22 protein-coding genes are annotated in these 23748 nt (G+C 74.1%); 10 read left to right on the top strand and 12 right to left on the bottom strand.

Annotation, left to right across the window (positions count from 1 at the left end; all coding sequences use genetic code 11):
• Positions 1 to 226: 226 nt before the first annotated feature.
• From J8403_RS12065 to J8403_RS12050, 4 genes are all read right to left on the bottom strand, one after another.
• Positions 227 to 1864, bottom strand: a complete 1638-nt coding sequence (locus J8403_RS12065; RefSeq protein ID WP_211128209.1) for a glycosyltransferase 87 family protein — start codon at positions 1862 to 1864, stop codon at positions 227 to 229.
• Between the two features lie 201 nt (positions 1865 to 2065).
• Positions 2066 to 2854: a methyltransferase domain-containing protein gene (locus tag J8403_RS12060; RefSeq protein WP_246585814.1), complete on the bottom strand. Its 789-nt coding sequence runs from the start codon at positions 2852 to 2854 to the stop codon at positions 2066 to 2068.
• A complete protein-coding gene (locus tag J8403_RS12055; protein ID WP_211128208.1) occupies positions 2851 to 3522 on the bottom strand; it encodes a TIGR04282 family arsenosugar biosynthesis glycosyltransferase in 672 nt (223 codons plus the stop codon). The genes J8403_RS12060 and J8403_RS12055 overlap by 4 nt, the downstream gene beginning before the upstream one ends.
• A 104-nt stretch (positions 3523 to 3626) precedes the next feature.
• The gene (locus J8403_RS12050) at positions 3627 to 4349 is read right to left on the bottom strand and encodes a glycosyltransferase family 2 protein (protein WP_211123193.1); all 723 of its coding nucleotides are present in this window, start codon (positions 4347 to 4349) and stop codon (positions 3627 to 3629) included.
• A gap of 116 nt (positions 4350 to 4465) precedes the next feature.
• On the opposite strand from J8403_RS12050, the gene J8403_RS12045 reads away from it, so the two are divergent.
• A complete protein-coding gene (locus J8403_RS12045; protein ID WP_211123192.1) occupies positions 4466 to 5329 on the top strand; it encodes a response regulator transcription factor in 864 nt (287 codons plus the stop codon).
• Positions 5322 to 6434, top strand: a complete 1113-nt coding sequence (locus J8403_RS12040) for a sensor histidine kinase (protein WP_093465363.1) — start codon at positions 5322 to 5324, stop codon at positions 6432 to 6434. The genes J8403_RS12045 and J8403_RS12040 overlap by 8 nt, the downstream gene beginning before the upstream one ends.
• Positions 6435 to 6653: 219 nt before the next feature.
• Here the strand turns inward: J8403_RS12040 and J8403_RS12035 are convergent, their stop codons facing one another.
• A complete protein-coding gene (locus J8403_RS12035; protein ID WP_211123191.1) occupies positions 6654 to 7706 on the bottom strand; it encodes an NAD-dependent epimerase/dehydratase family protein in 1053 nt (350 codons plus the stop codon).
• A gap of 258 nt (positions 7707 to 7964) precedes the next feature.
• Here J8403_RS12035 and J8403_RS12030 point away from each other — a divergent pair, with 258 nt between their 5' ends.
• Complete coding sequence (locus tag J8403_RS12030) at positions 7965 to 8891, top strand: class I SAM-dependent methyltransferase (protein WP_211123190.1); 927 nt, start codon at positions 7965 to 7967, stop codon at positions 8889 to 8891.
• Between the two features lie 162 nt (positions 8892 to 9053).
• Here J8403_RS12030 and J8403_RS12025 read toward each other — a convergent pair whose 3' ends face one another.
• Together J8403_RS12025 and J8403_RS12020 are read right to left on the bottom strand one after the other, a co-directional pair.
• Positions 9054 to 9599, bottom strand: coding sequence for a MepB family protein (locus J8403_RS12025; protein ID WP_211123189.1), 546 nt, complete (start codon positions 9597 to 9599; stop codon positions 9054 to 9056).
• A gap of 120 nt (positions 9600 to 9719) precedes the next feature.
• Positions 9720 to 10574 (bottom strand): peptidyl-tRNA hydrolase, encoded by an 855-nt coding sequence (locus tag J8403_RS12020; protein WP_425519779.1) that lies wholly within the window; start codon positions 10572 to 10574, stop codon positions 9720 to 9722.
• 67 nt (positions 10575 to 10641) lie between these two features.
• On the opposite strand from J8403_RS12020, the gene J8403_RS44570 reads away from it, so the two are divergent.
• Genes J8403_RS44570 through J8403_RS12005 form a run of 3 tightly spaced genes read left to right on the top strand, consistent with a single transcriptional unit; the run spans position 10642 to position 12675 of the window.
• Positions 10642 to 11757 (top strand): ABC transporter ATP-binding protein, encoded by a 1116-nt coding sequence (locus J8403_RS44570; protein ID WP_211123188.1) that lies wholly within the window; start codon positions 10642 to 10644, stop codon positions 11755 to 11757.
• A complete protein-coding gene (locus J8403_RS12010) occupies positions 11754 to 12422 on the top strand; it encodes an ABC transporter (protein WP_211123187.1) in 669 nt (222 codons plus the stop codon). Before J8403_RS44570 ends, J8403_RS12010 begins: the two co-directional genes overlap by 4 nt.
• A gap of 10 nt (positions 12423 to 12432) precedes the next feature.
• On the top strand, positions 12433 to 12675 hold the full coding sequence (locus J8403_RS12005; protein ID WP_211128721.1) for a hypothetical protein: 243 nt from the start codon (positions 12433 to 12435) through the stop codon (positions 12673 to 12675).
• A gap of 451 nt (positions 12676 to 13126) precedes the next feature.
• Here J8403_RS12005 and J8403_RS12000 read toward each other — a convergent pair whose 3' ends face one another.
• Positions 13127 to 14530 carry a PhoX family protein gene (locus J8403_RS12000; protein WP_211123186.1) on the bottom strand — a complete coding sequence of 468 codons (1404 nt, stop codon included), beginning with the start codon at positions 14528 to 14530 and terminating at the stop codon, positions 13127 to 13129.
• 242 nt (positions 14531 to 14772) lie between these two features.
• Positions 14773 to 15891, bottom strand: coding sequence for a cell division protein ZapE (gene zapE, locus J8403_RS11995; protein WP_425519778.1), 1119 nt, complete (start codon positions 15889 to 15891; stop codon positions 14773 to 14775).
• A gap of 67 nt (positions 15892 to 15958) precedes the next feature.
• Between zapE and J8403_RS11990 the strand changes: the two genes are divergently transcribed.
• The 4 genes from J8403_RS11990 (at position 15959) to msrB (ending at position 19301) form a co-directional block, all read left to right on the top strand.
• Positions 15959 to 16783, top strand: coding sequence for a pyrimidine reductase family protein (locus J8403_RS11990; RefSeq protein WP_211123185.1), 825 nt, complete (start codon positions 15959 to 15961; stop codon positions 16781 to 16783).
• A gap of 75 nt (positions 16784 to 16858) precedes the next feature.
• Positions 16859 to 17335, top strand: coding sequence for an indole-3-glycerol phosphate synthase (locus J8403_RS11985; protein WP_211123184.1), 477 nt, complete (start codon positions 16859 to 16861; stop codon positions 17333 to 17335).
• Between the two features lie 122 nt (positions 17336 to 17457).
• Positions 17458 to 18879 (top strand): UDP-N-acetylmuramate--L-alanine ligase, encoded by a 1422-nt coding sequence (gene murC / locus J8403_RS11980; protein ID WP_211123183.1) that lies wholly within the window; start codon positions 17458 to 17460, stop codon positions 18877 to 18879.
• A 14-nt stretch (positions 18880 to 18893) separates the two neighbouring features.
• Positions 18894 to 19301: a peptide-methionine (R)-S-oxide reductase MsrB gene (gene msrB / locus J8403_RS11975; RefSeq protein WP_059141743.1), complete on the top strand. Its 408-nt coding sequence runs from the start codon at positions 18894 to 18896 to the stop codon at positions 19299 to 19301.
• Between the two features lie 112 nt (positions 19302 to 19413).
• Here the strand turns inward: msrB and treZ are convergent, their stop codons facing one another.
• The 3 genes from treZ to J8403_RS11960 form a co-directional block, all read right to left on the bottom strand.
• On the bottom strand, positions 19414 to 21174 hold the full coding sequence (gene treZ, locus J8403_RS11970) for a malto-oligosyltrehalose trehalohydrolase (RefSeq protein ID WP_211123182.1): 1761 nt from the start codon (positions 21172 to 21174) through the stop codon (positions 19414 to 19416).
• Positions 21175 to 21253: 79 nt separating this feature from the next.
• On the bottom strand, positions 21254 to 22162 hold the full coding sequence (locus J8403_RS11965; RefSeq protein ID WP_211123181.1) for a GNAT family N-acetyltransferase: 909 nt from the start codon (positions 22160 to 22162) through the stop codon (positions 21254 to 21256).
• Between the two features lie 315 nt (positions 22163 to 22477).
• Positions 22478 to 23587 (bottom strand): lytic polysaccharide monooxygenase, encoded by a 1110-nt coding sequence (locus tag J8403_RS11960; RefSeq protein WP_211123180.1) that lies wholly within the window; start codon positions 23585 to 23587, stop codon positions 22478 to 22480.
• Positions 23588 to 23748 lie beyond the last annotated feature (161 nt).

The raw sequence follows: 23748 nt of genomic DNA, 5'->3' as shown, positions 1-23748 counted from the left end.
ATCCTCCATGACCTGGTGCTGCTTCCGCTGTACGCGCTCGCCGACCGTGCCGTGGGCACCGTGCTCCCGGCCGCGGCCCGCTGGATCAACCATGTGCGGGTGCCCGTCTTCCTCTCCGGGCTGCTTCTGCTGGTGTGGTTCCCGCTGATCCTCGGCCGCCAGGAGCGCCGCTACGAGAACGCGACCGGGCTGAGCGCCGACGTCTTCTGGCCGCGCTGGCTGCTGATCACCGCGGGACTCTTCGGCGCCTCGGCCGTGTGGCTGGCGATCCGGGTGGCGATCCGGGTGTGGCGGCGTCGCCCGGGGCCTCGGCGTGGGGCTCCGGCGGCGGGGGAGCGGAAGCCGCCCGCCGGGCCCGCACGGCCCAGCCGGCCATGACCGCCGCACCGGCGACCGCGTACCCCAGCGTCCCGACCCACGCGCCGTCGTCGACCGCACGGGCCGTCACATACTGGGCGACTCCCGCGAGCGGCAGGCCGAGCCACTCCCAGCGCCCGTCGAGGGCCACCAGCGCCACCACCAGCAGCGCGTACCAGGGGTAGCCCGGCGTCATCAGCAGGAACGCGGTCCCGGTCACCACCAGCGCGCCGCGCCAGGGCCGCCCGGGATCGCCGCGCAGCAGCACCCACGCGACGACCACGAGCAGGACGGCGGCGACCACCGGCAGGGCCCAGCTCTCCGGATCGGGGTGGAGCAGACGCAGCAGTGCGTAGCGGTTCTTGTCGTCCGCGGCGGTGGAGCCCGTCTCGTACCCCTCCTCGGCCACATAGCCGGTGAGATAGCCGAGCACGGAGGAGCGCGAGAGCAGGATGTACGGGAGGTAGCCGAGCGCGACGACGGCCGCGGCGGGCAGCACGACCGCCGCGGCAGGGCGCACGGCCGCTGCCGCGGGGCGGCGGAGCCGGGCGGTCGGCGAGGCGGGACTCCCGGCGTTTTCAGGGGCCTTGGGGGTTTTGAGGGTGGGGGTCTTGAGGGCCTTGGGTGTCTTGGGGTTCGTGGCGAGGAGGCCGGAGAGCGCGCCCGGCAGGGTCACGGCGGGCAGCAGCTTGGCCGCGATCGCCGCGCCGAGCAGTACGCCGCCCAGGGCGCGGCGGCGGGGGACGGCGACCAGGCCCGCGACGGTCAACAGCACGCCCAGCGCGTCGACGTGGGCGTTGTTCACCGCCTCCACGGGCACGGCCGGGCACCAGGCCCACAGCGCGGCGCGAGCGGTGGCGAGGCGGGGATCGGGGCGGCGGCGTGTCGCGGCCAGCAGCACGGCGGTGGTGGCGACGGACAGCAGCGCGCCGCCGGTCTGCAGCGGGAGGAGAGTGGAACCTGACGGCGCCGAGCGGTGTACAAGAAGGAAATAGCCCTCTGCGACGGGAGGATAGATCGTATGGACCGCGGGGCGGTTGAGGCGGGTGCACTGCGAGTCGGCGGGGCCGGAGGCGCCGGGCGCGGGAGGTTCGGGCGCGGGGCGGACGGGGGCGCGGTCGGGGCCGCGGCAGGCGGAGCCCGTCGGGAAGAGCCAGCGGTCGCGCAGCGGAGCGAGCGCGGGGTCCTCGGGCGCGTGGTCATAGGGGGAGATGCCCGCGGCCTGCACACGTCCGTCCCAGGCGTAGCGGTAGGCGTCGGTGCTGGTGCGCGGCGGCCCGAGCAGGCCCGTGGCGGCGACCGCGGCGCTCCCCACGAGCACGAAGACGGCGGCCTGGCGGGCGCCCAGGCGGCGGACCGTCCACGCCGCCGCGGCGAACAGCACCCAGGCGAGGGCGTACCAGCGGGAGAGCGTGCCGGGCGCGGTGTGGAAGTCGTCCCTGCGGAAGGTCAGGGCGAGCACGGCGACCAGCGAGCCGAGCAGCGCGGCCAGCGCGAGCGGGGATATCCACGGGTGGGCGGTCCGCCCCCGCGCGGCCCGGGTGGGGCGCTCTGCCGGGCGGGGCTCGTCCGCGCTGTCAGGCGGTGGTGCGAGGCGGTCGCGGGCCGGTGGGCGAGGGCCCGGGCCGGAGCGCTGTTCAGGCACCCGGCCGGTCCATCGGGCGAGTCGGCCGGGCCGCGGCAGGCCGCGCGGCGATGCGGGCACGGCTCAGCGCTCCGTGGGGGATCGGGGCAGGGGCGGTGTGCGGCGCAGCGACACAAAGCTCCGGTCCCGGGCGGTCCATTGCTCGACCGGGTTCCAGCCCACCGCGCGCGCGTGGTGCAGCAGTGCCGGGACGCCGACCCGGGCCCAGGGGAAGGCCGTTCCCATGTCGCCCCGGCCGTCGTCCACGCGCACCCGCACCCGCTCGTCCACATCGGCCGCCGCGGCCTCCACCAGCAGCAGCCCGTCGGGGGCTATGAGTTGAGCGACGCGCGCGAGGAGTGCCTGCGGATCGCCGCCGATGCCGATGTTGCCGTCGATCAGCAGTGCCGTGCCCCAGCGTCCCTCGCCGGGCAGCGGTTCGAAGACCGAGCGGCACAGCGCGGGCCCACCCGCACGGACCGTCCGGGCGACCGCGGCCTGGCTGACGTCGATGCCCAGGCAGGGGCGGCCGCGCAGGGCCAGTGCGGCCACCAGCCGACCGGGTCCGCAGCCGATGTCGAGGGCCGGGCCCTGGCAGCGCCGCAGCACCGTCCGGTCGGCCGCGTCGGCGTCCGCACACCAGCGTTCGACATCCAAGGGCAGCATCCAGCCGTCGGCTCGGCGCAGGAACAGCGGGCCTCGGCCCGCGTGCAGCGCCCGGACATAGGGGTCGGCGTGCCAGGGGGCCGCCGCACGGCGAGCGGGAGTCCGCTCACGCACCGATCCGTCACGTACCGATCCGTCGTGTACGGCTCCTTCGCGTACCGATCCGTCGTGTACGACTCCGTCTCGCACCGTCTCCGCCGTGCTCATCGGGCGGTGGTCCGGGACAGCCGGGCGAGGGTCCGGGCGAACTGTCCGCCGGGGGCGTCGGCCGCCACGCGTGCGGCGTCCTCCGCCGTGTCCACGTCGCGCAGCATCGGCAGGTCGCGCACCCGCAGCCCCGCGTCCGTCAGCCGGCGCCGCTGTGCGGCACCGGTGGTGGCGGTGGACATCGGCACGCCCCGCAGCAGACCGGGGTCCGGTTGCGCCAGGCCCAAGGCCCAGAAGCCGCCGTCGGCGGCCGGGCCGAACCAGGCGTCGCAGTCGTGCCAGCCGTTCGGGTTCAGCGCGGGGGCGAGGAGTGCGGGGGTCACCTGGGGGGTGTCCATGCCGATCAGCAGGGCGGCGCCCCGGCAGGCGGCGAAGGCCGCGGCGAGCCGTTCGTCCAGACCGCCGTCGCACTGCGGCACCACCTCGAATCCCGGCGGCAGCCATGGCCCGGGGCGCCCGTCGAGCACCAGCACCCTGCGGCGGGCGGGCATGGCGAGCGCGGCGCGCAGCGTGTCGGCGAGGCACGCCTCGGCGAGCGAGGCGGCCTCGGCGGGGGTGTACGGGGGAGTGAGCCTGGTCTTCACCCGCCCGGGCACCGGTTCCTTGGCGATGACGAGCAGCGTCGTCCCGTCCTCGTGGGCGGGCCGGCAGCCGGTGTCCGCACGGATATCCGCACCGGGGGCGGGCCCGTCGGCGGCACCGGGTCCGGAGCCGGGGCGGGCGGCAGCCGAGGGGGCCTTCGCCGGGTTCGCGTCCTCGCGTGGCGCGGCGCTCACCGCGCGGCCCTCGAGGAGGCGGCCAGGTCGTGGGCCACCGGCGGCTGGCGCAGCACGGCGCGCATATCGCGCACCGCGTGCCAGGTGCCCCGCCAGGTGCCGGTGACCTTCGACTTCCCGGTGCGCGGCCGGTACGGCACCTCGCGCTCCTCGATCCGCCATCCCGCGTCCGCGGCCCGCACGACCATCTGCAGCGGGTAGCCGCTGCGGCGGTCGGTGAGGCCGAGGTCGAGCAGCGGTTCGCGCCGCGCGGCCCGCAGCGGGCCGAGGTCGCCCAGCGTGAGGCCGGTGCGCCGCCGCAGCATGCGGGTCAGCGCGATATTGCCGAGCCGGGCGTGCATCGGCCAGGCCCCCCGCTCCTGGGGACGTCGCCGGCCCAGTACGAGATCGGCGCCGCCTTCCGCGACGGTCCGCACGAAGGCGGTCAGCAGGCCGGGATCGAGCGAGGCGTCGCAGTCGCAGAAGCAGACGATGTCGGCCTCGGCGGCGAGGAGCCCGGCGTGGCAGGCGGCGCCGAAGCCGCGGCGCGGTTCGTGCACGACGGTGGCGCCGTGGGCGCGGGCGATCGTGGCCGAGCCGTCCGTGGAGCCGTTGTCGACGACGATGGCGCGCCAGCCGGCCGGGATGCGGGCCAGCACCCAGGGCAGGGCGGCGGCTTCGTCCAGACAGGGCAGAACGACGTCCGCACAGGGGGTGGTCGAGTTTGTCACCCGCACCACACTACGAAGGAGAAAGCGACATTTCGGGCTTCAGGTTCTTACGAAACACGGACGTCGCCCGGTCCGCGGCCTCCCTGCCGCACCCGGGCGCCGGACCTGGTGTCACGCTGTGGGGCATGCAGCAGACCCCGTCTCCCACCCGCGTGCTCGTCGTGGACGACGATCCGACCGTGGCCGAGGTCGTCGCCGGGTACCTCGGCCGGGCCGGATTCGCCGTGGACCAGGCCGCCGACGGCCCCGGGGCGCTCGCCCGCGCCGCCGCCCGCTGGCCGGACCTGGTCGTCCTCGACCTGATGCTGCCCGGTATGGACGGGCTGGAGGTGTGCCGCGCGCTCCGCGACAAGGGCCCGGTGCCGGTCATCATGCTCACCGCGCGCGGCGACGAGGAGGACCGGATCCTCGGCCTGGAGATCGGCGCGGACGACTACGTCACCAAGCCGTTCAGCCCACGGGAGCTGGTGCTGCGCGTGGAGTCGGTGCTGCGCCGCGGCCGGCCCGGCCCGCAGGCCCCCGGCTCGTCCGCCCCCGCCCCGGGCGGTGTGGCGCACCGCGCCGGGATCACCCTCGATCCCCTGGCCCGGCGCGCCACCCGGCACGGCCGGGAACTCGCACTGACGGTGCGCGAGTTCGACCTGCTGTCCTTTCTGCTGCGCCACCCGGGGGTGGCCTTCACCCGCGAGGAGCTGATGCGCGAGGTGTGGGGCTGGGACTTCGGGGATCTGTCCACCGTCACCGTCCATGTGCGGCGGCTGCGCGGAAAGGTCGAGGACGACGCCGCCGCGCCCCGGCTCATCCAGACCGTCTGGGGCATCGGCTACCGCTTCGACGCCCCGCCCGAGGCCGACGGCGGCCCCCGGGACGAGGGGCCACCGGACGACGAGCGACGGGGCGAGGGGCTACGCGACGACGGCGGACGGGGCGAGGCGCGGCGGTCCGAAGGACGGGACGGCGTCGGGCGGGGGGCGGGTTCCGATGCGTGATGTGCTCCTCATGGCGGCGTTCGCCTTCCTCGGCGCGGCGGCGGCCGGTCTGCTGGGTGCGCTGGCGCTGCGGCTGGTGCGCGGCCGTTCGGTCGCGGTGTCCCTCACTGTCGTCGCCGCGGTCGCGGTCACGGCGATGCTCACCGGGACGCTGGCCGTCGCCTGGGCGATGTTCCTGTCCCCGCACGACCTGACGGTGGTCACCACCGTCTGCGCCATGGCCGCCGTGGTGTCCCTGGCCACCGCGCTGCTGCTGGGCCGCTGGGTGGTGGCGCGCAGCAACGCACTGGCCCTCGCCGCCCGCTCCTTCGGGGACGGCGGGAGCTTCGCCGCCCCCGATGGCCAGGCCACCGCCGAGCTCGCCGCGCTCGGCCGTGAACTGGCCGCCACCAGCGCCAAGCTGGCCGCCTCGCGCGAGCGTGAGCGCGCCCTGGAGTCCTCCCGCCGGGAGCTGGTCGCCTGGATATCCCACGATCTGCGCACCCCGCTGGCGGGGCTGCGCGCGATGTCCGAGGCACTGGAGGACGGGGTGGCCCCGGACCCGGACCGCTATCTCCGCCGGATCCGCACCGAGGTGGAGCGGCTGAACACGATGGTCGGCGATCTCTTCGAGCTCTCCCGCATCCACGCCGGTGCGCTCTCCCTCAGCCCCACCCGGATCTCCGTCTACGACCTGATCGGCGACGCGCTCGCCGGGGTCGATCCGCTCGCCCGCGAGCTGGGCGTCCAGCTGATCGGCGACCGTGTGGACCCCGTTCCGGTGGAGGTCGACGGCAAGGAGATGACCCGTGTGCTCGGAAACCTCCTCGTCAACGCCGTCCGCCGCACCCCGGCGGACGGCACGGTCGCGGTGACCGCCGAGCGGGAGGCGGACACGGTCGTGCTGTCGGTCACCGACGGCTGCGGCGGGATCCCGGAGGAGGACCTTCCGCGCGTCTTCGACACCGGCTGGCGCGGCACCAACGCCCGCACACCCCCGGCGGGCGCCGGTCTGGGCCTCGCCATCGTCCGCGGCATCGTCGAGGCCCACGACGGCCAGGCGGCGGTCCGCAACGTCGACGGCGGCTGCCGCTTCGAGGTGCGCCTTCCCGCCGCCGCCACGTGAGCGACGCGGCCGCTGAGGCCGCCGTCACCTGAGCGACTCGGCCCGTAAGACCGCTTGGACCGCCGTCGCACAGGTGGGTGGCTCCTGCCCACGGGCCGCCGTCACCCCAGGCCCGGCCCCGCACACCCTGGCCAACCCCGCACAGCCTCGGAACCCTCGGCCTCGGACCCCCTCAGCCTCGGACCCCCGCCTCAGCCCCCCCCGCCTCAGCTCCCCGCCTCAGACCCCCGCGCGCTGGGGGGCGCGGGCGAACGCGGTCATGCCCTCCGTGAAGGAGATCGCCGCGCGCCATCCCAGGGCCTCGCGGATCCGCCGCGACGAGGCGGTGATGTGCCGTACGTCGCCCAGCCGGTACCCGCCCGTCACCACGGGCGCCGGGCCGCCGAACGCCGTGGCCAGGGCCCCGGCCATCTCGCCCACCGTATGGGGGTCGTCGCTGCCGGTGTTGTACGCGGTCAGCGTGGACGGGGCCACCACCTCCGGCGCCGCCTCCAGGGCGGCGACATTGGCCGCGGCCACGTCCCGGACATGGACGAAGTCCCGGCGCTGGCCGCCGTCCTCGAAGACCGTGGGCGCCTCGCCGCGCGCCAGGGCGGAGCGGAAGAAGGAGGCCACCCCCGCGTAAGGGGTGTCGCGCGGCATCCCCGGCCCGTACACGTTGTGGTAGCGCAGCGACACCGCGCGGCCGCCCACCGACCGGGCCCAGGCCGCCGCCAGGTGTTCCTGGGCCAGCTTCGTCGTCGCGTACACATTGCGTGGATCGACCGGCGCGTCCTCCTCCACCTTGCCGGGCCGCAGCGATGTGCCGCACTCGGGGCAGCGGGGGTCGAAGCGGCCCGCCGCCAGATCCGCCTCGGCGCGCGGACCGGGACGGACCCGGCCGTGGCGGGGGCAGTCGTAGCGCCCCTCCCCGTAGACGACCATCGACCCGGCCAGCACCAGTTCGCGCACCCCGCGCTCGGCCATCGCCGCCAGCAGCACCGCGGTGCCCAGGTCGTTGCAGCCCACATAGGCCGGGGCGTCCGCGAAGTCCTTGCCGAGACCGACCATCGCCGCCTGGTGGCATACGGCGTCCACGCCGCGCAGCGCGGCGACCACCGCCTCCCGGTCCCGCACATCGGCGTGGATCCACTCCCCGTCCACCGTGGGCGGCGTCGGATGAGCGGCCGGGAGCAGGGCATCGAGGACGACCGGCTCATGGCCGTGATCGATTAGGGCGGTGACGATATGCGAGCCGATGAAGCCCGCACCTCCGGTGACCAGTACACGCATGGGGACGACGCTAGGCCCGAGCGGACGCCGGGGCCCGCCCCCGCGCCGTTCCGTCACCGCTCCGTAAGACCTTCCGGAGGAGGCGTGGTCACAGAATGGTCACAAGGGAGACGGCCCCGCGTTGCCTTTCACTGCGACCGTGGCGCCCACTCGCGTCCCCCGGGACCCCATCCCCGAGGGTCCTTCCCCCAGGGGCTCCCGGACACGATTACCGGACACGTCTCTCCGGACCGCCGCCATCGACGAACAGAGAGCCACATGACGGTCACCACCGCCCCCGCGGCCCAGCGTCCCCGCAGCCTCAATGACGTCAAGGGCTGGTTCCCCAGCCTTGACCAAGTACTGTTCGACCGCTTCCTGACCCGCCAGGAGCGCCTCGGGCAGCACGGGGACCTGATGGAGATGGGCGCCTACATGGGCAAGAGCGCCATCTTCACCGCCGCGTATCTGCGGGCGAACGAGCGGTTCACGGTCTGTGACCTCTTCGACGCGGATGCGCCGGACGAGAAGAACGCGGCGGAGGCACGCAAGTCGTACTCCACGTTGACCCGCACCGCATTCGAGCAGAACTACCTGGCCTTCTGGGACGAGCTCCCGTACGTCATCCAGGGCCCGACCTCCGTCGTGCCCGACCACGTCGGCGCGGACACCTGCCGCTTCATCCACGTGGACGCCTCGCACCTGTACGAGCATGTGGCGGGCGACATCGGCACCGCGCACAACACGCTGGTGCCCGGCGGTCTCGTCGTCCTCGACGACTTCCGCTCCGAGCACACCCCCGGGGTGGCCGCCGCGACCTGGGAGGCGGTGTTCACCCGCGGCCTGCGGCCCATCTGCCTGACCACGCAGAAGCTCTACGGCACCTGGGGCGACCCGGAGCCGATCCAGGACGAGCTGCTCGCGGACGAGGAGTGGCGCAAGGGGATGCACACCAGCGTGCAGGAGATCGCGGGCCGTAGGGTGCTGCGGTTCTCGGGGAAGCCCACGAACCCGACCCCGCCCACCTCCCGTTACGCCGATGACCCGCGCGACCCCGCCCCCGAGCCGCGCTCCGCGCCCACGGCACCGGCGTCCACCGCACCGGCGTCCGCCGCCGCGGCGCGCCGCCCCACCGCGGTCCGGCGGCTCGCCGTCGACGTGCTCCCGCCGGTCGTCACCCGCGCGATCCGCCGCCGCAAGCGGTAGCAGCTGGGAGCGGAAGGCGTCCCAGGCGCGGAAGGCGTCCCCGGCGCGGATTGAGCCCCGGCGTGGATTGAGCCCCGGCGTGGATTGAGCCCCGGCGTGGAATGAGCCCCGGCGCGGCGGGCGGCCTTGTGGCCGCCCGCCGCGGCGCCGGTGGTTCCGGATCTACGCGCGGTAGAGGGCGCGGGCGCGCGCCAGGTCGACGGGCCCGTCCTCGGGCCCGTCCTCGAGCACCTCGCCGAGGTGCAGGAAGTAGTTCACCTGCCACGCCTGGGTGCTGCGCGCCTGGCGATTGGCCGTGGTCACCCACGGCGGGTAGACGCGGAACCCTCGCTTCCCGGCGGAGCCGTTCCGGGACATGATCCCGCGCTCGCACAGCACCTCGCCCGGGAACACGAACTGCCCGAAGTGGCCGCTGTCGCGGCTGCTGATGACGACGAGGTCAACCCCGTCGTCGGCGTCGAAGGGCCGGATCGGCCCCTGGGCGGACCGCTGCCAGACGGTGACGAACTGGCCCACCTTCGTCGGGGTGGTCTTGGCCACACGGAACCTGACCGAGCGCCCGTCGAGCGTGAACCCGTGAGCCGCGTACTCGGCACCCTCCGGCTCGGCCACCGGCCGTGAGCAGGCAAAACCGACCGGGTCATACACCGACGTCCGCGCCGCCAGGAGATCACAGTGGAGCCCCGCCCACGGCTGATTCGTCACCATCCCCTCATCCTGTCATCACGTCCACCGCACACCGTCGGTGACCGTGGTGGCCCATGGTGACCGGGGCGGCGCAAATGGTGGCCCCGGGTAGCCGAGGGGGCAGCGGCTCCGCGGACGGCCTTACGGCCGCCGCAGTGCCGGGTGGTCCGCCACCACCGTGCAGGAGCCTGGCGCGATCTCGGTGAACCCCGCGTCACGCACCACCGGCAGCCCGCTCGTGGTGAGCTCGTCCCACCGCTCGGCCGACGCCGTACGCACCGCCAGCGGGAACCCGGCCGCGCGCCAGGCCGCCCGTGCCGCGTCGTCCAGCTCCCACCAGGCGAGCTGGGCGCCATGCCCGGCCTGGGCCATCGCCTTGCCCGCGGACATCTCCACCTGGGGGCTCAGCCACAGCACCGGACCGGTGAGGTCGGGGGCGGGCGGCGGCTCGGGGTCGTCCAGGTCGGTGCCGGAGACCTGGAGCTTGGCCAGCTCCTTGGGCCAGCCGTCCAGCGGCACCGGCGGGAACACCCGCACCTCGGCGGCCGGCGGCGGCCCGTCCTCGGCAGCGGTCGCGGCGGTCGCGGCGGTCGCGGCGGGCGCCCGGCCCGTGACCGTGATGCCCGGCAGCCCGGCCGCGCGCCGCCACTCCGCGCCGCGCGCCCGCCGGACGACCTTGCGGATCCGGGCGTCCTGCCAGTCCCGTACGGCCTGGGCCCACTCGCCGTCCGCGGCCGTCGCCCGCTCGTCCGACAGCAGCACCAGCACCGCGCGCGCCGCCGTCTCCAGGGCGTCCGTGCGCGCCGGGGGCGCGGCCTTCTCGATCCGGACCACCAGGGGCAGGACGAACTGCGGCGCGGCGTCCCGGTCGATCTCGGAGTGCCGGAAGGGGCTGCTGCTGGCGCCGGATCCGGTGCCGTGGGGAGCGGTTGCCCGGGGGCTGTTCTCGGTGTCGGTCTCGCTGTTGACTTCGGCGCTGGCGTCGGTGCTGGTCACGCGCCCAGTGTGCCAGGAACGCGGCGGCGGCCGCCGGGCCCGGCCGCCGCGCCTATGCTCAACCAGCATGAGACTGCGAGGAGTCGGCCGCCGCTACGGGCTGGGCGGGCCCTGGGTGCTGCGCGGTGTCGATCTCGAGGTGCCGCCGGGTTCGCTGACCCGGGTCGAGGGGCGCAACGGCAGCGGCAAGTCCACGCTGCTGCGGCTGCTCGCCGGGATCGACGCCCCCAGCGCGGGCCGGATCACCGGCCGCCCGGCCACCGCCTACGTCCCCGAGCGGTTCCCGGCCGAGCTGCCGTTCTCCGCCCTCGGCTACCTCACCCACCTGGGCCGGATCCACGGGTTGTCCCGCAAAGCGGCGGCGCGCGGGGCGGGGGAGTGGCTGGAGCGGTTCGGGGCGGACGGATACGCCGGCACCCCGCTCGCCGAGCTGTCCAAGGGCACCAGCCAGAAGATCGCCGTGGCGCAGGCGCTGCTGGCCGCCCCCGGGCTGCTGGTCCTGGACGAGGCGTGGACCGGCCTCGACCAGGCCGCGCGCGGGGTGCTGGACGCGGCGGTCGCCGAGCGCGTGGCCGACGGCGGCGCGGTCGTCTTCGTCGACCACGACCCACGCCGCCTCGCCGGGGCCCCGGACCGGACCCTGCGGGTCGCCGAGACCCGGCTGGTCCCGGTGGAGCCGGACACCCGCGAGGCCCCGGGGACAGCGGTTCCGCCCCGCCGGGACCCCGCGCCCCAGAGCGGGCCCGCGCCCGCCCCGGCCGTGCCCGGCCCGCCGGCTTCGACCGGTGAACGGCCGTCCCCTGCCGGGACGCGGCCGGAGCGGCGGTCCATGGTCCCGGCCGACGCATGGGTCCGGGTGGAGGCCGAGGGAGCGCCCGGGGCCGAGCTGCCGACCGGACTCCCGGGCGGGGCGGTGTGCGAGTACGGCCCCGCCGCGCTCGGGGCCGGGAGCGCGCCCGCCGATCCGGCGGGCCGGGTCGTACGGCTGACGGTCGGCGCCACCCACTCCGACGCCCTGCTCCACACCCTCCTGACCGCTGCCCCGCCGTGGCACATCCGCACGGTGACCACGGTCGGCGACACCCACGAGCCCACCGAAGCGCAGCAGGAACCCAACAAAGCGCCCCAGGAGGCCACCGAAGCGTTTCGCGGGTCCGCCGAGGCGCCGAAGGAGAAGGCATGACCGCGCTGCTGCGCTATCAGGCGGCCCTGCTGGCCCGTTCGCACCGCTGGCTGCCGCCGCTGCTGCTCTACGGCGCGTTCCTGGGGATCGGGGTGCAGTCCGGGCAGCCGATCCTCGACTCGCTCGGCTACGCCGCCGCCGCGTTGCTGCCCGTCGCCGCCTGGCTGGTGCGGGTGTGCGTCACCCAGGAGCCCGCCGCGGCGCGCGACTGCGCCGCGGCGGCGGTCGGACCGGCCCGGGTGCATCTCGCCGCCGTGCTGACCGCGCTGGGTGCGGCGCTGCTGCTCGGCATCCCCGGGACGCTGTTCGTCGCGGCGGTCAGCGATCCGCACAGCGCGGACCACCAGCACGAGGTCCCCGTGCCGGAGGCGACCGTCGCCGGGCTGCTCGCCGCGGTCGCGTGTGCCCTGCTCGGCACGGCCGTCGGCGCGCTGTGCAACCGGCCGCTGCTGCGCCGCCCCGGCTGGGCGATCCCGGTCACCATGCTCGCCGCGCTGCTGGTCTCGGTGGCCGGTGCCTCGCCCGCGAACGCCGCCGTGTCGGGGCTGGTTGACGGCTCGCTCAGCGGCACCGTGACGATGCCCCTGCTGCCCTTGGCCCTGACCGTCGCGGCCGCCGCCGGGGCCACCGCGCTGGCCTGCGCGCTCAGCTCCCGCCGGTCGTAGGGTTCGGGTCATGGACGAGCGAGGAGCCATGGACGACCGACGGGTCGTGGATGACCGCCGGGCCGCGAACGATCGACGTGTCATGGGCGACCGACGGGTCGATGACGACCGTAAGGACCTCCCCGACGGCCCGCCGTACGCGGACTGCGTGCTGTGCGGCGAGCCCACCGAGCACCCCGCCTCGCGCCCCGGAGCGACGCTGTGCCCCGTCTGCGAGTGGCAGGAGGCCCAGCGCACCGCCTGCTCCGGCTAGGAGATGTCCGGCGGATCCTGCCGCCGGCGGCAGGATGCTCCCCACCCCGCCCCTGCCCCCGGCCCCGGGGTGCCAGGGGCGGCGCCCCTGGCAGTGGGGCGCGGGCTGCTTGCCCCGCGTCCGTTCGCGCGGCATCGATGTGCGGCCCGGCCGCGTGGCCGGGCGCTGCCGCAGACCCTGGCGTCCAGGGGCGGCGCCCGTGGCAATGGGCACGGGCAGGCGGCGGGCTGCTTTGCCTCCGCGTCCCTTCGCGCGGCATAGATGCGCGGTTCCGCCGCGTGGCAGGGCTCTGCCCCAGGCCCCGAGCCCCGAGTCCCGGGGTCCAGGCGCCGAGCCCCGGGCCCCAGGTTCAGGGCCCCGGGCCCCGGGCCCCGGGCCCCGAGTCCCGGGGTCCAGGGGCGGCGCCCCTGGTATCGGGAAGGGGCGGGGCGGGGAAAAGCCCGCAACGGCGCTAGTGGCGCCAGGGCCCCGTCACGGCGAACGTCGTGCCCGGGGTGTAGCAGTTCACGTACATCGTGCGGCGGTCCGGCGCGAAGGTGACGCCCGCGAACTCACCCCACTCGGGCTCCTCCGGAGTGCCGATGTTCTGTGCGCCCCGGGCCATCGGATAGACCTCGCCGCGCCGGGTCAGCCCGAAGACGTGCTGGGCGCCGTTGCCGTCCTCGCAGACCATCAGGCCGCCGCTGGGCGCGAGCGTGATGTTGTCGGGGGACTCACCGGGCAGTTGGACATCCGTCTCGGGCCCGAAGACGATCACCAGCGTGAGGCGCCGCCGGTCGGGGTCGTAGCGCCAGATCTGGCCGAAGTGATCGGCCGCCGAGCCGTCCGCGCTCTTGGCAAAGCTGGAGACGAAGTAGACCGACGAGCCGCCCCAGTAGCACCCCTCCAGCTTCTGGGCGTGGGTGATGCCGCCGGGGCCGAAGTCCTGGAAGCGGATGGGGGTTTGGCGGGCGAGCGGGTCGGGGACGTCCACCCACTCGACGTGGTCGAAGGCGGTACCGGGCTCCTGGATGGTGGACAGATCGCGTACCCCCGGCACCCGCAGCGCCTGCAGTTCCCCGCCCGCCCGTAGCGAGCCGATGCCGCCGAGCGGCTTCTTCGGCCGGAAGCGGTAGAAGAGCCCGAAGGGCTTCTCGAAGGCGTCCTCGGTCTCGTAGACGACGCCGTTGCGCGGATCGACCGCGATGGCCTCGTGCTGGAAGCGGCCCATGGCGGTGAGCGGTACGGCGCCGGTGCGGCGCGGATCGTACGGGTCGACCTCGAAGATGAAGCCGTGGTCCTTGGTGTAGCCGTTGGTACCGGCCAGGTCCTCGGTCTCCTCGCAGGTCAGCCAGGTGTGCCAGGGCGTGGGGCCGCCCGCGCAGTTGACCGCGGTGCCCGCGATGGCCACCCGCTCGGACAGCACGCGGTTGCCGGAGTCGAGCTCCAGAGCGGTGCAGCCGCCCAGGCCCATCGGGTCGTAGGTGAGGCCGCTGACCGCGGGGACGCGGATCGCGGCGTCATTACGGTTCTCATGGTTGCGGACGAGATGCGTACGGCCGTGGCGGCCGCCGCTGCGGCCCGGGAAGGCGGCCATGCCGTCGCAGTGGCTGGGGACCTTGCCCTCGCCGGAGCGGAGCTCGTCGCCCTCGCGCGAGAGCACCCGGTAGCGGAATCCCTCGGGCAGGTCGAGCAGTCCATCGGGGTCGGGGACGAGGGGGCCGTAGCCGCCCCGGCCGAGTGGCTGGGGGTCCGGTTCGGCGGCCGCGGCCGTCCCCGCGAAGAGTTCGGAGACGCTGCCGGTGAAGGCGATCGAGGCGATGGAGGCCCCCAGCGCACCGGTGCGGCCGAGAAGCTGACGTCGTGTCGCTGACATGCGGTAACTCCCTGCTGGCGGACAGAGAAGATGACCGCACGTGTGTATCACGGGTGCGGGGGCAGGGTGAACCATCCGATCAGCGGTGCGCGGGTCCGGTCAGCGATGCGCCGCGGGTCCGGTCAGCGATGTATGGCAACTATCCGCTCAGCGATGCGTTCCCGGGGCGGTCAGCCATGCGCCGCATCCATGCGCCGCGTCCATCCGACGCACCCATCCGCCCCGATCCGCCCCACCCGCGCTCAACGTCCCGACGACGCGACGTCGGCCAGCCCCTTCGCGTCCCGGGCCAGGGCCGTGAGCCGGGATATCGCCCGGAAGTACTTCTTCCGGTAGCCCCCGTTCAGCATCTCCTCGCTGAAGAGCTGGTCGAACGGCACCCCGGAGGCCAGCACCGGCACCTCGCGGTCGTAGAGCCGGTCGGCCAGCACCACCAGCCGCAGCGCGGTCGACTGGTCGGGTATCGGGCCGACCCCGGTCAGGCAGACGGCCTGGACGCCGTCGCACATCGCGCCGTAGCGACTCGGATGCACCCGGGACAGATGGTCCAGCAGGGCGGGGAAGTCGTCCAGGGAGGCGCCGGGTATGTGGCGCGCGGCCCGGGTGACCGTCTCGTCGGAGTGCGGGGCCGGGGCCGCGGGCAGACCGCGGTGGCGGTAGTCCTCGCCGTCGATGCGCAGCGTACGGAAGTGGGCGGACAGCCCCTGGATCTCGCGCAGGAAGTCGGCCGCGGCGAACCGGCCCTCGCCCAGCTTGCCGGGCAGCGTGTTGGACGTCGCGGCGAGCGCCACGCCCGCCTCGACCAGCTTGCCCAGCAGCGTGGAGACCAGCACGGTGTCGCCCGGGTCGTCCAGCTCGAACTCGTCTATGCACAGCAGCCGATGGCCGCTCAGGGTCTTCACGGTCTGCTGGAAGCCGAGCGCGCCGACCAGGTTGGTCAGCTCCACGAAGGTGCCGAACGCCTTCAGCTCGGGGGCGGCCGGAGTGGCGTGCCACAGGGAGGCCAGCAGATGGGTCTTGCCGACGCCGTAGCCGCCGTCGAGGTACATCCCGCGCGGGCCGCCGCTTGCCGCGGGCTTGGCCTCCCGGCGGAACCAGTGCCTGCGGCGCCCGCCCTTCGCGCCCGCCCCGCCGTCGAGCTGTGCGGCGAAGCCGCGCAGCGCCTCGACCGCCTCGGCCTGGCTGGGCTGGCCGGGGTCGGTGATGTAGTTGTCGAAGCTCACGGTGGCGAAGCGGGGAGGCGGCACCATCTCGGCGACCAGGCGTTCCGCGGGAACCTGCGGCGCACGGGCGGTGAGAGCGACGGGGGCTTCGGCGGCTATGCGGCCTGCCGAGCCGGATGCGGTGGTTGGTGCAGACACGGATATCCAGGGTAGTCGCTCTTCACCCGAGCACTGTCCGAGAGGGAGGCATGTCACACTGCGGCCTATGCGACGCCTGTTCCCCGTGCCTGTCCGAACGTCTGCCGACAGCCCTTCCGAAACGTCCACCGGAGACCGCGCAGCCGAAGACCGTGAATGGGGCCTCGACGAACTGGCCGACGCCTACGCGTATCCGGAGCCGCCGCACGGCCCCTCGGGCGCCTTCCTGCGGGCCAACATGGTGTCCTCGCTGGACGGGGCGGCCCATCACGACGGCCGGTCCAAGCCGCTGTCCTCCGACGCCGATATGCGGATCTTCGGGGTGCTGCGCGGGCTCGCCGACGCCGTGGTGGTGGGCGCGGAGACCGTACGGCTCGAGGGCTACCGCCCGGCGCGCGCCCGTGAGGCGTTCGCCGAGCGGCGGGCCGCGCTCGGCCAGGCGCCCGCGCCCGCGATCGCCGTGGTGAGTGCGAGCCTGGACCTGGACTTCTCGACGCCGCTGTTCACCGAGCCGCTGGTCCCGACGATCGTGATCACGGGCGCGGCGGCCGCGGCGGAGCGGATCGAGCGCGCCCGCGCGGCGGGGGCCGAGGTGGTCTTCGCCGCGGCGGGGCCGTCCGGGCGGGTCGACGCGGCGGCGGTCGTGACCGCGCTCGCCGAGTTCGGCCACACCCGGCTGCTCACCGAGGGCGGCCCCACACTGCTGGCGCAGTTCGCGGCGGCCGGGGTGCTGGACGAACTGTGTCTGGCGGTGGCCCCCCTGGTCACCGCGGGCGACGCGAAACGGATCATGGACGGGGTCGAACTGGGGGAACCGGAACAGTTCACTCTCGATTCCGTCCTGGAGGAAGCCGGGTTTCTTTTCACCCGCTACCGTCGGATTTACCAATAACTTATAAAAACGTCCGTAAACCCGCGAAAAGGATCGCGAAGGAGAAGGGCATCCGCCGTGTTCACGAGCGTATTGATGATTGAGAAGCCCCTGACCCCCGCCGACGTGGAATTCGTCACCACCTTGCACGGCGACGACCCGGTCTCCTTCGTCGTCCTGATGCAGCCCCGGGGCAGCAAGGACCGGCTGCTGCGCGCGATCGACGACATCGCCCTCGGCGAGCTGGAGCAGGCCACCCAGGAGGGGGACGAGCCGGAGGGCAGGGAGGCGCTGGAGCCCGCCGAGCAGGCGCTGACCCACTCGGTGGCCGCGCTCCAGGGGGCCGGGAGCCAGGCCCGGGGCCATGTCGTCCAGCGCCGTCCGCTGGAGGTGCTGCGCGGTGTCGTGGAGGAGACCCAGGCCGATGAGGTGATCGTGCTCACCGCCCCGCACTTCGTGGAGGAGCTCTTCCACCGGGACTGGGCCTCGCGGGCGCGCCACAAGGTGGGGGTCCCGGTGCTGAAGCTCTTCTCGCACGCGGTGGACGAGGACCAGACCACGGCCGGCGGCTGAGACCGGACCACGGCCGGTGGCCGGGCCGCGGCGCGGGTCCCCGCGGCCATCGGCGGGGCGGGCCGCCGGGGGTGCGAGAATCGGGCCGACAGCACTCACCGAGAACCAGGGGAGACCCGTACATGGCACCGGCCGGCACCGCCTCCGACGCGCTGGATCGACCGCACTTCATCGGCATCGGCGGCGCCGGGATGTCGGGCGTGGCGAAGGTCCTCGCCATGCGCGGCGCACGGGTCTCGGGCAGCGACACCAAGGACTCGCCGATCGTCGGGGCGCTGCGCGACCTCGGCGCGACGGTGCACATCGGCCATGCCGCCGGGAACATCGCCGCCGACACCACCAGCGTCGTCGTCTCCAGCGCCATCCGCGCCGACAACCTCGAACTGGTCACGGCGCGCGAGCGCGGCATCCCGGTGGTGCACCGCTCCGACGCGCTCGCCGCGCTGATGGACGGCTCCCGGCCGATCGCGGTCGCGGGCACCCACGGCAAGACGACGACGACCTCGATGCTGGCCGTCTCGCTGCGCACCCTGGGCCTGGACCCGTCGTACGTCATCGGCGGCGATCTGGACGCCCCCGGCTCCAGCGCCCGCCACGGCGACGGCGAGATCTTCGTCGCCGAGGCCGACGAGAGCGACCGCAGCTTCCACAAGTACGCGCCCGAGGTGGCGATCATCCTCAATGTGGAACTCGACCACCACGCCAACTACGCCTCGATGGACGAGATCTACGCATCGTTCGAGACCTTCGTCGGCCGGATCCGGCCCGGCGGCGCGCTGGTGATCTCCGCCGACCAGTCCGGCGCCCGTGAGCTGACCGCCCGGGTCAGCGGGGGCGAGGGGCCGCGGGTGCTCACCTACGGCGAGGACGAGGGCGCCGACGTACGGGTCCTGGCCATCGAGCCGCACGGGCTGACCAGCGAGGTCACCGTCCGGCTCGCGGAATCGCTGGGCGGCGCGGAAATCACCTTCACCGTCTCCGTCCCCGGCCGCCACTACGCGCTCAACGCCGTCGCCGCCCTCACCGCGGGCGCCGCCCTCGGTGTCCCGGCCCACGAGCTGGCCCCCGCCCTCGCCTCGTACACGGGCGTCAAGCGGCGGCTGCAGCTCAAGGGCATCGAGGCCGGGGTGCAGGTGATCGACTCCTACGCCCACCACCCCACCGAGATCGCCGCGGACCTCGAGGCGATCCGCGGCGGCGCCGGGGAGGGCCGGGTGCTGGTGGTCTTCCAGCCGCATCTGTTCAGCCGCACCCAGGAGCTGGGCACCGAGATGGGCGAGGCGCTCGCGCTCGCCGACGCCTCCGTGGTCCTGGACATCTACCCCGCCCGCGAGGACCCGGTCCCCGGCATCACCAGCGCCCTGGTGATCGACGCCGCGGCCCGCCACGGGGCGGATGTGACCGCCGAACACGACCGGAACGCGGTGCCCGAGCTGATCGCCGGAATGGCCAAGCCCGGTGACCTTGTTCTCACCATGGGCGCGGGCGATGTGACCGATCTCGGTCCGGAGATTCTCGCCCGTCTGCAGAGCCCGGAGAACTGAGGAGGTCCGTCCCCATGGCGTACGACATCGACAAGCCGGAGGAGCAGTGGCGCGCCGAGCTGACCCCGCAGGAGTACCACGTCCTGCGGGAAGCCGGCACCGAGCGTGCCTTCACCGGTGAGTACACCGATACCAAGACGGTCGGCGTCTACTCCTGCCGGGCGTGCGGGGCGGAGCTCTTCCGCTCGGAGACGAAGTTCGAGAGCCACTGCGGCTGGCCGTCGTTCTACGACCCGGCGGACAGCTCGGCCGTCGAACTGCTGGAGGACCGCTCGCACGGCATGGCCCGCACCGAGGTGCGCTGCACCCGCTGCGGCTCCCACCTCGGCCATGTCTTCTCCGGCGAGGGCTACCCCACCCCGACCGACCAGCGCTACTGCATCAACTCCATCTCGCTGCGGCTGACGCCCGAGGAGGGCTGAGCAGCCGCAGGGTCTCCGAGGAGGGCTGAGTCTCAGGGTCTCCGAGGAAGGCTGAGCCTCGGGGCCTCCTTCGGGGAAGGCGGAGCCTCGGGGCCCCGAAGAGGCCCGAGCCTCAGGGTCTCGGCCCCAGCCGCAGCACGGCGGCGGTCTCGGGCGGCAGTCTCAGCATGCCGTCCGGGCCCGGGAGCTCGATCCGCCGCCAGGCGGCGACCACCTCGGTGACCTCGCCGGTCCGGGGCCCCAGCCAGGTCTCGACCGGCCGGTCGCCCGGGTTGAGCAGGACCCGCAGCGGGCCGCGCTGAAAGCTGAAGCAGCCGTCCGAACCGGTGGACAGACCCGTATAGGCCCAGGTGGGGTCGGTCAGGGCCGGTTCGGCGCGGCGCAGCGCGATCAGCCGGCGGTACCAGTCGAGCAGCGCCCGGTGCGGCTCCCGCTCCGCCTCCCGCCAGTCGAGGCAGGACCGCAGCCGGGTGGCCGGATCCTGGGGGTCGGGGATGTCCCCCTCCGCCCAGCCGTGGGCGGCGAACTCCCGGCGGCGGCCGGACCGCACCGCCTCGGCGAGCTCCGGATCCTGGTGGTCGGTGAAGTACTGCCAGGGCGTGCGGGCGCCCCACTCCTCGCCCATGAAGAGCATGGGGGTGAAGGGCGCGCACAGCACCACGGCCGCCGCGCAGGCCAGCAGCCCGGGGGAGAGCCGGGCGGCGAGCCGGTCGCCGACCGCCCGGTTGCCGACCTGGTCATGCGTCTGGGCGTAGCCGAGCAGCCGGTGCGCGGGGGTGGTGTGCGGGGTCAGCGGTGTGCCGTGGCGGCGGCCCCGGAACGTCGAATGGGTGCCGTCGTGGAAGAAGCCGCCCATCAGCGTCTTGACCAGGGCCCCGGGCCCCTCGGCCGCGAAGTCGGCGTAGTAGCCCTGGCGCTCACCGGTGAGAAAGGTGTGCAGGGCGTGATGGAAGTCGTCGTTCCACTGCGCGTGCAGCCCGTGGCCGCCCGCCTCGCGCGGGGTGGTGGTGCGCGGATCGTTGAGATCCGATTCGCCGATCAGGAACAGCGGGCGGCCGGTGCGGGCGGCCAGCGCGTCCACGGCGGCCGACAGCTCGGTCAGGAAGTGCCGGGCCCGGTTGTCGCGCAGCGCGTGCACCGCGTCCAGCCGCAGCCCGTCGAGGCGGAAGTCGCGCAGCCAGGCGAGCGCGCTGCCGGTGAAGTACGCGCGCACCTCGTCGGAGCCGGGCGCGTCGAGATTGACCGCCGCGCCCCAGGGGGTGTGGTGGGTGTCGGTGAAGTACGGGCCGAAGGCCGGGAGGTGGTTGCCGGAGGGCCCCAGATGGTTGTGGACCACGTCGAGGACCACCCCGAGGCCGTGTCCGTGCGCGGCGTCCACGAACCGCGCCAGCCCCTCCGGCCCGCCGTACGGCTCGTGCACCGCCCAGGGCGCCACGCCGTCGTACCCCCAGCCATGGGTCCCGGGGAACGGGCAGACGGGCATCAGCTCCACATGCGTGACGCCCAACTCGGCCAGGTGCGGCAGCCGTTCGGCCGCCGCCTCGAAGGTGCCCTCATGGGTGAAGGTGCCGATGTGCAGCTCGTAGAGGACCGCGCCCGGCAGCGGCCGGCCGAACCACTCCCGCTCCCAGCGGAAGCGGGAGTGGTCGACCACCGCGCTCAGCCCCTCGGGGCCGTCCGGCTGGCGGCGGGAGCGCGGATCGGGGAGCGGCGGGCCGTCGTCCAGCGTGAAGCCGTACCGCGTCCCGTGCCCGGCCTCGGCCTCGGCCCGCCACCACCCCTCGCGGCCCGGGTCGGGCTCCATGGGGCGGTCCCGCCCGTCCACATGGAGCCCGACCCGCCCGGCGTGCGGCGCCCACACCTCGAACAGCACTGGCCTCTCCTCACCTCGACCGACGGTCCCCGACCATGCTGCGGGACGCGGCGCCGGCGGCGCAGCAGGGCGGCACCGGTCAGATGAGGTCGATGCGCTCCTGCGTGACCGGATACCCCGCCCTGGCGAAGTGCGCGGCCATGGGGAGGTTGGGCTGGTCCGTCGCCGCCGCGATCTTCGTGGCGCCCTGCTCCACCAGATCGTGGGTGCACTCCACGAGCAGGTCGTACGCGTAGCCGTGGCCGCGCTGCTCGGCGACAACGCCTATGTAGCCCACGCAGGGCCCGCCCGGATTGCGCGTGGGCACCTGGATGCCGACCAGCTCCCCTTCGGGCGTATAGGCCAACCGCCACCACTCGCGCGGCGACGGGAACCACGCGAGGATGTCCATGAGCTCCCGCACCGCGGCATCGACACCTCCCCGGTCGATGGCGCGCCGGTCGTGCGCGTCGAGGGTGTCCGGCATGATGCGGCGCAGCGCGTCCTCGATCGCCGCGTCATCGGGCTCCGGCCGGAACTCCAGCCGCCCCGGGCGCTCGGGCAGTCCGCACTCCGGCGTCCACTCATAGCGGTAGCGCTCGACCAGGGGGGCCAGCCCGCCCGCCACGGCGGCGTCGATCCGGGCCTGGGCGGCGGCCCGCAGCTCGGGCTGATCGCGCCAGCCGGGCGGGGCCAGCAGGCTGTACTCGGTGCGCAGCGGTGCGGTGCGCAGCAGTTCGGCGGCGGCGTCGGCCTCGCCGTCGGCGAAGTCGAACCAGTCCAGGGCGATGGGCGCGGTGTCCTCGGGGCCGCCCCACCACGCGGCGCGGGCCACGACCCGCTCCTCGCGCAGCGCCACCCAGGTCCAGTCGGGGCGGTATTCGCCGCCCTGGCCGACGGTGGCGTAGGTGTGGCCGAGGCAGCCCCGGCCGACGAGCGCGGGGACCCGCAGGGTGTGGAACAGATGGGCGTCGTCCTCGGTGAGAGGACGGATGACCAGATCGGTCATGGGGTTCCTTCCAGGAAAGTGATGCGCTCCCGGTCGGATGCCTGATCGATGGCGATCAGACGCGAATACGCCCGGCGGACAGGGGGCGGGAGCGCGGATACGTCGTGATGTCCATTGCTCTCGCCTCCTTCCTCGGTTCAGGGCGTGCCCGCACTCTATGGCCACCGACGTCGCGGTGTCCACGCCATTTTCCGGAGGGGGGCCGGTCTGCCGCCCGCGAGGGGGAAGGGGGCGGCAGACCGGCTGGGGATGAGGTGCACCTGACAGATTCATGAGCGGGTCGGAGCACCTGCGTGGACTGGTGTGAGAGGCAGACTAGTGCACCATGCAGATCGGCGCGGCCGCCGTGTCCGGGGAGCCGCCGCCGGCCGTATAGCCGAAGGTCGTCGACGCCCCGGCGGCCAGTGAACCGTTCCAGTCGGCGTTGGTGACCGAGGCCGAGGAACCGGTGGCGGACAGCTTGCCGTTCCAGACGCTGTCGATCCGCTGCCCGGACGGCACCGTCCAGTCGACCATCCACGAAGAGATGGGCGTGGCACCGGAGTTGGTGACCGTCACCTCGGCCTGATAGCCGCCGTTCCAGGTGCTGGTCACCTTCTGGGCGGCGGAGCAGGAGGCCGTCGGCGGGTTGCCCGGCGGGTCCGTGGGGTCGCTGCCCCCGCCACTGCTGCCGGGGACCGTCACCTCGCCGTTGCCGCCGTCGAAGACCACGTCGGAGCAGCTGTAGAAGGTCTCCTGGCTGTCCGAGCGCGTCCACACGGTGTAGATGACGTGGCGCCCGCTCTTGCCGGACGGCAGATTGGCCGTCCAGGTGTACTTCCCGTCGACCGTGCCGACCTGACCGGACAGCGGCGGGTTCGTCACCGTATTGAACGGCTGGTCCTCCAGGTCGTTCCAGGTGAGCGGCTTGGTCGGGTCGATCGGGGCCTTGGTGACATAGCTGCGGAACGACCCCGGATGCGCGGCCCAGGCGTTGTACGAGAACTGCATCGACTTGCCGGCCGTCAGATGGGTCACCGGCCAGTCCTTGCTGCCCACGTCGAACCCGGAGAAGTCATAGACGGTGGCCGCGCCGCTGCACAGCTTGCCGTCCGGGATGAACCCCTTGGTGCGGCCCGCGCCGTCCGAGCGGAGCACCGCGAACCAGTTGTAGAAGGGCGTCGCACCGCTCTTGTCGTACGCGGCCTTGCACGCCGGATTGGTCGGCTTGACCTCACCGGTCGAGGACAGGCTGTACTTCCAGCAGAGGTAGGTGCGGCTGCCCGGCGCCATCGGCGCACCGTGCGCGGAGGCGCCGCCCGAGGAGAAGAAGACGAGGCCCAGGGCGGGCAGGACCGAGAGCAGGACCAGAAGCACGGACCTGCGCGCACGGGAGGGGCCCGATGGGCGTGCGGACGTGGCGAGAGCCAGTAATCGTCGAGGCATTGCGCGTGTTTCCCTTCGACGTGAACGGGTCAGGAACCGTCGGTGTGGGAGCGCTCCCAATTGCTTGGTGAACGTAGCGCGCACCCGGCCACCTGTAAATGCTTCAGGACGTGAACGCCGCAGGCTTTCTGGCGGCCCGTCAGGCAGAGGCTGGACCGGCC

Source organism: Streptomyces yatensis, assembly GCF_018069625.1.
Lineage (GTDB): Bacteria > Actinomycetota > Actinomycetes > Streptomycetales > Streptomycetaceae > Streptomyces > Streptomyces yatensis.
The sequence above is the reverse complement of the archived record's forward strand: the minus strand, read 5'-3'. Positions and strand labels throughout refer to the sequence as shown.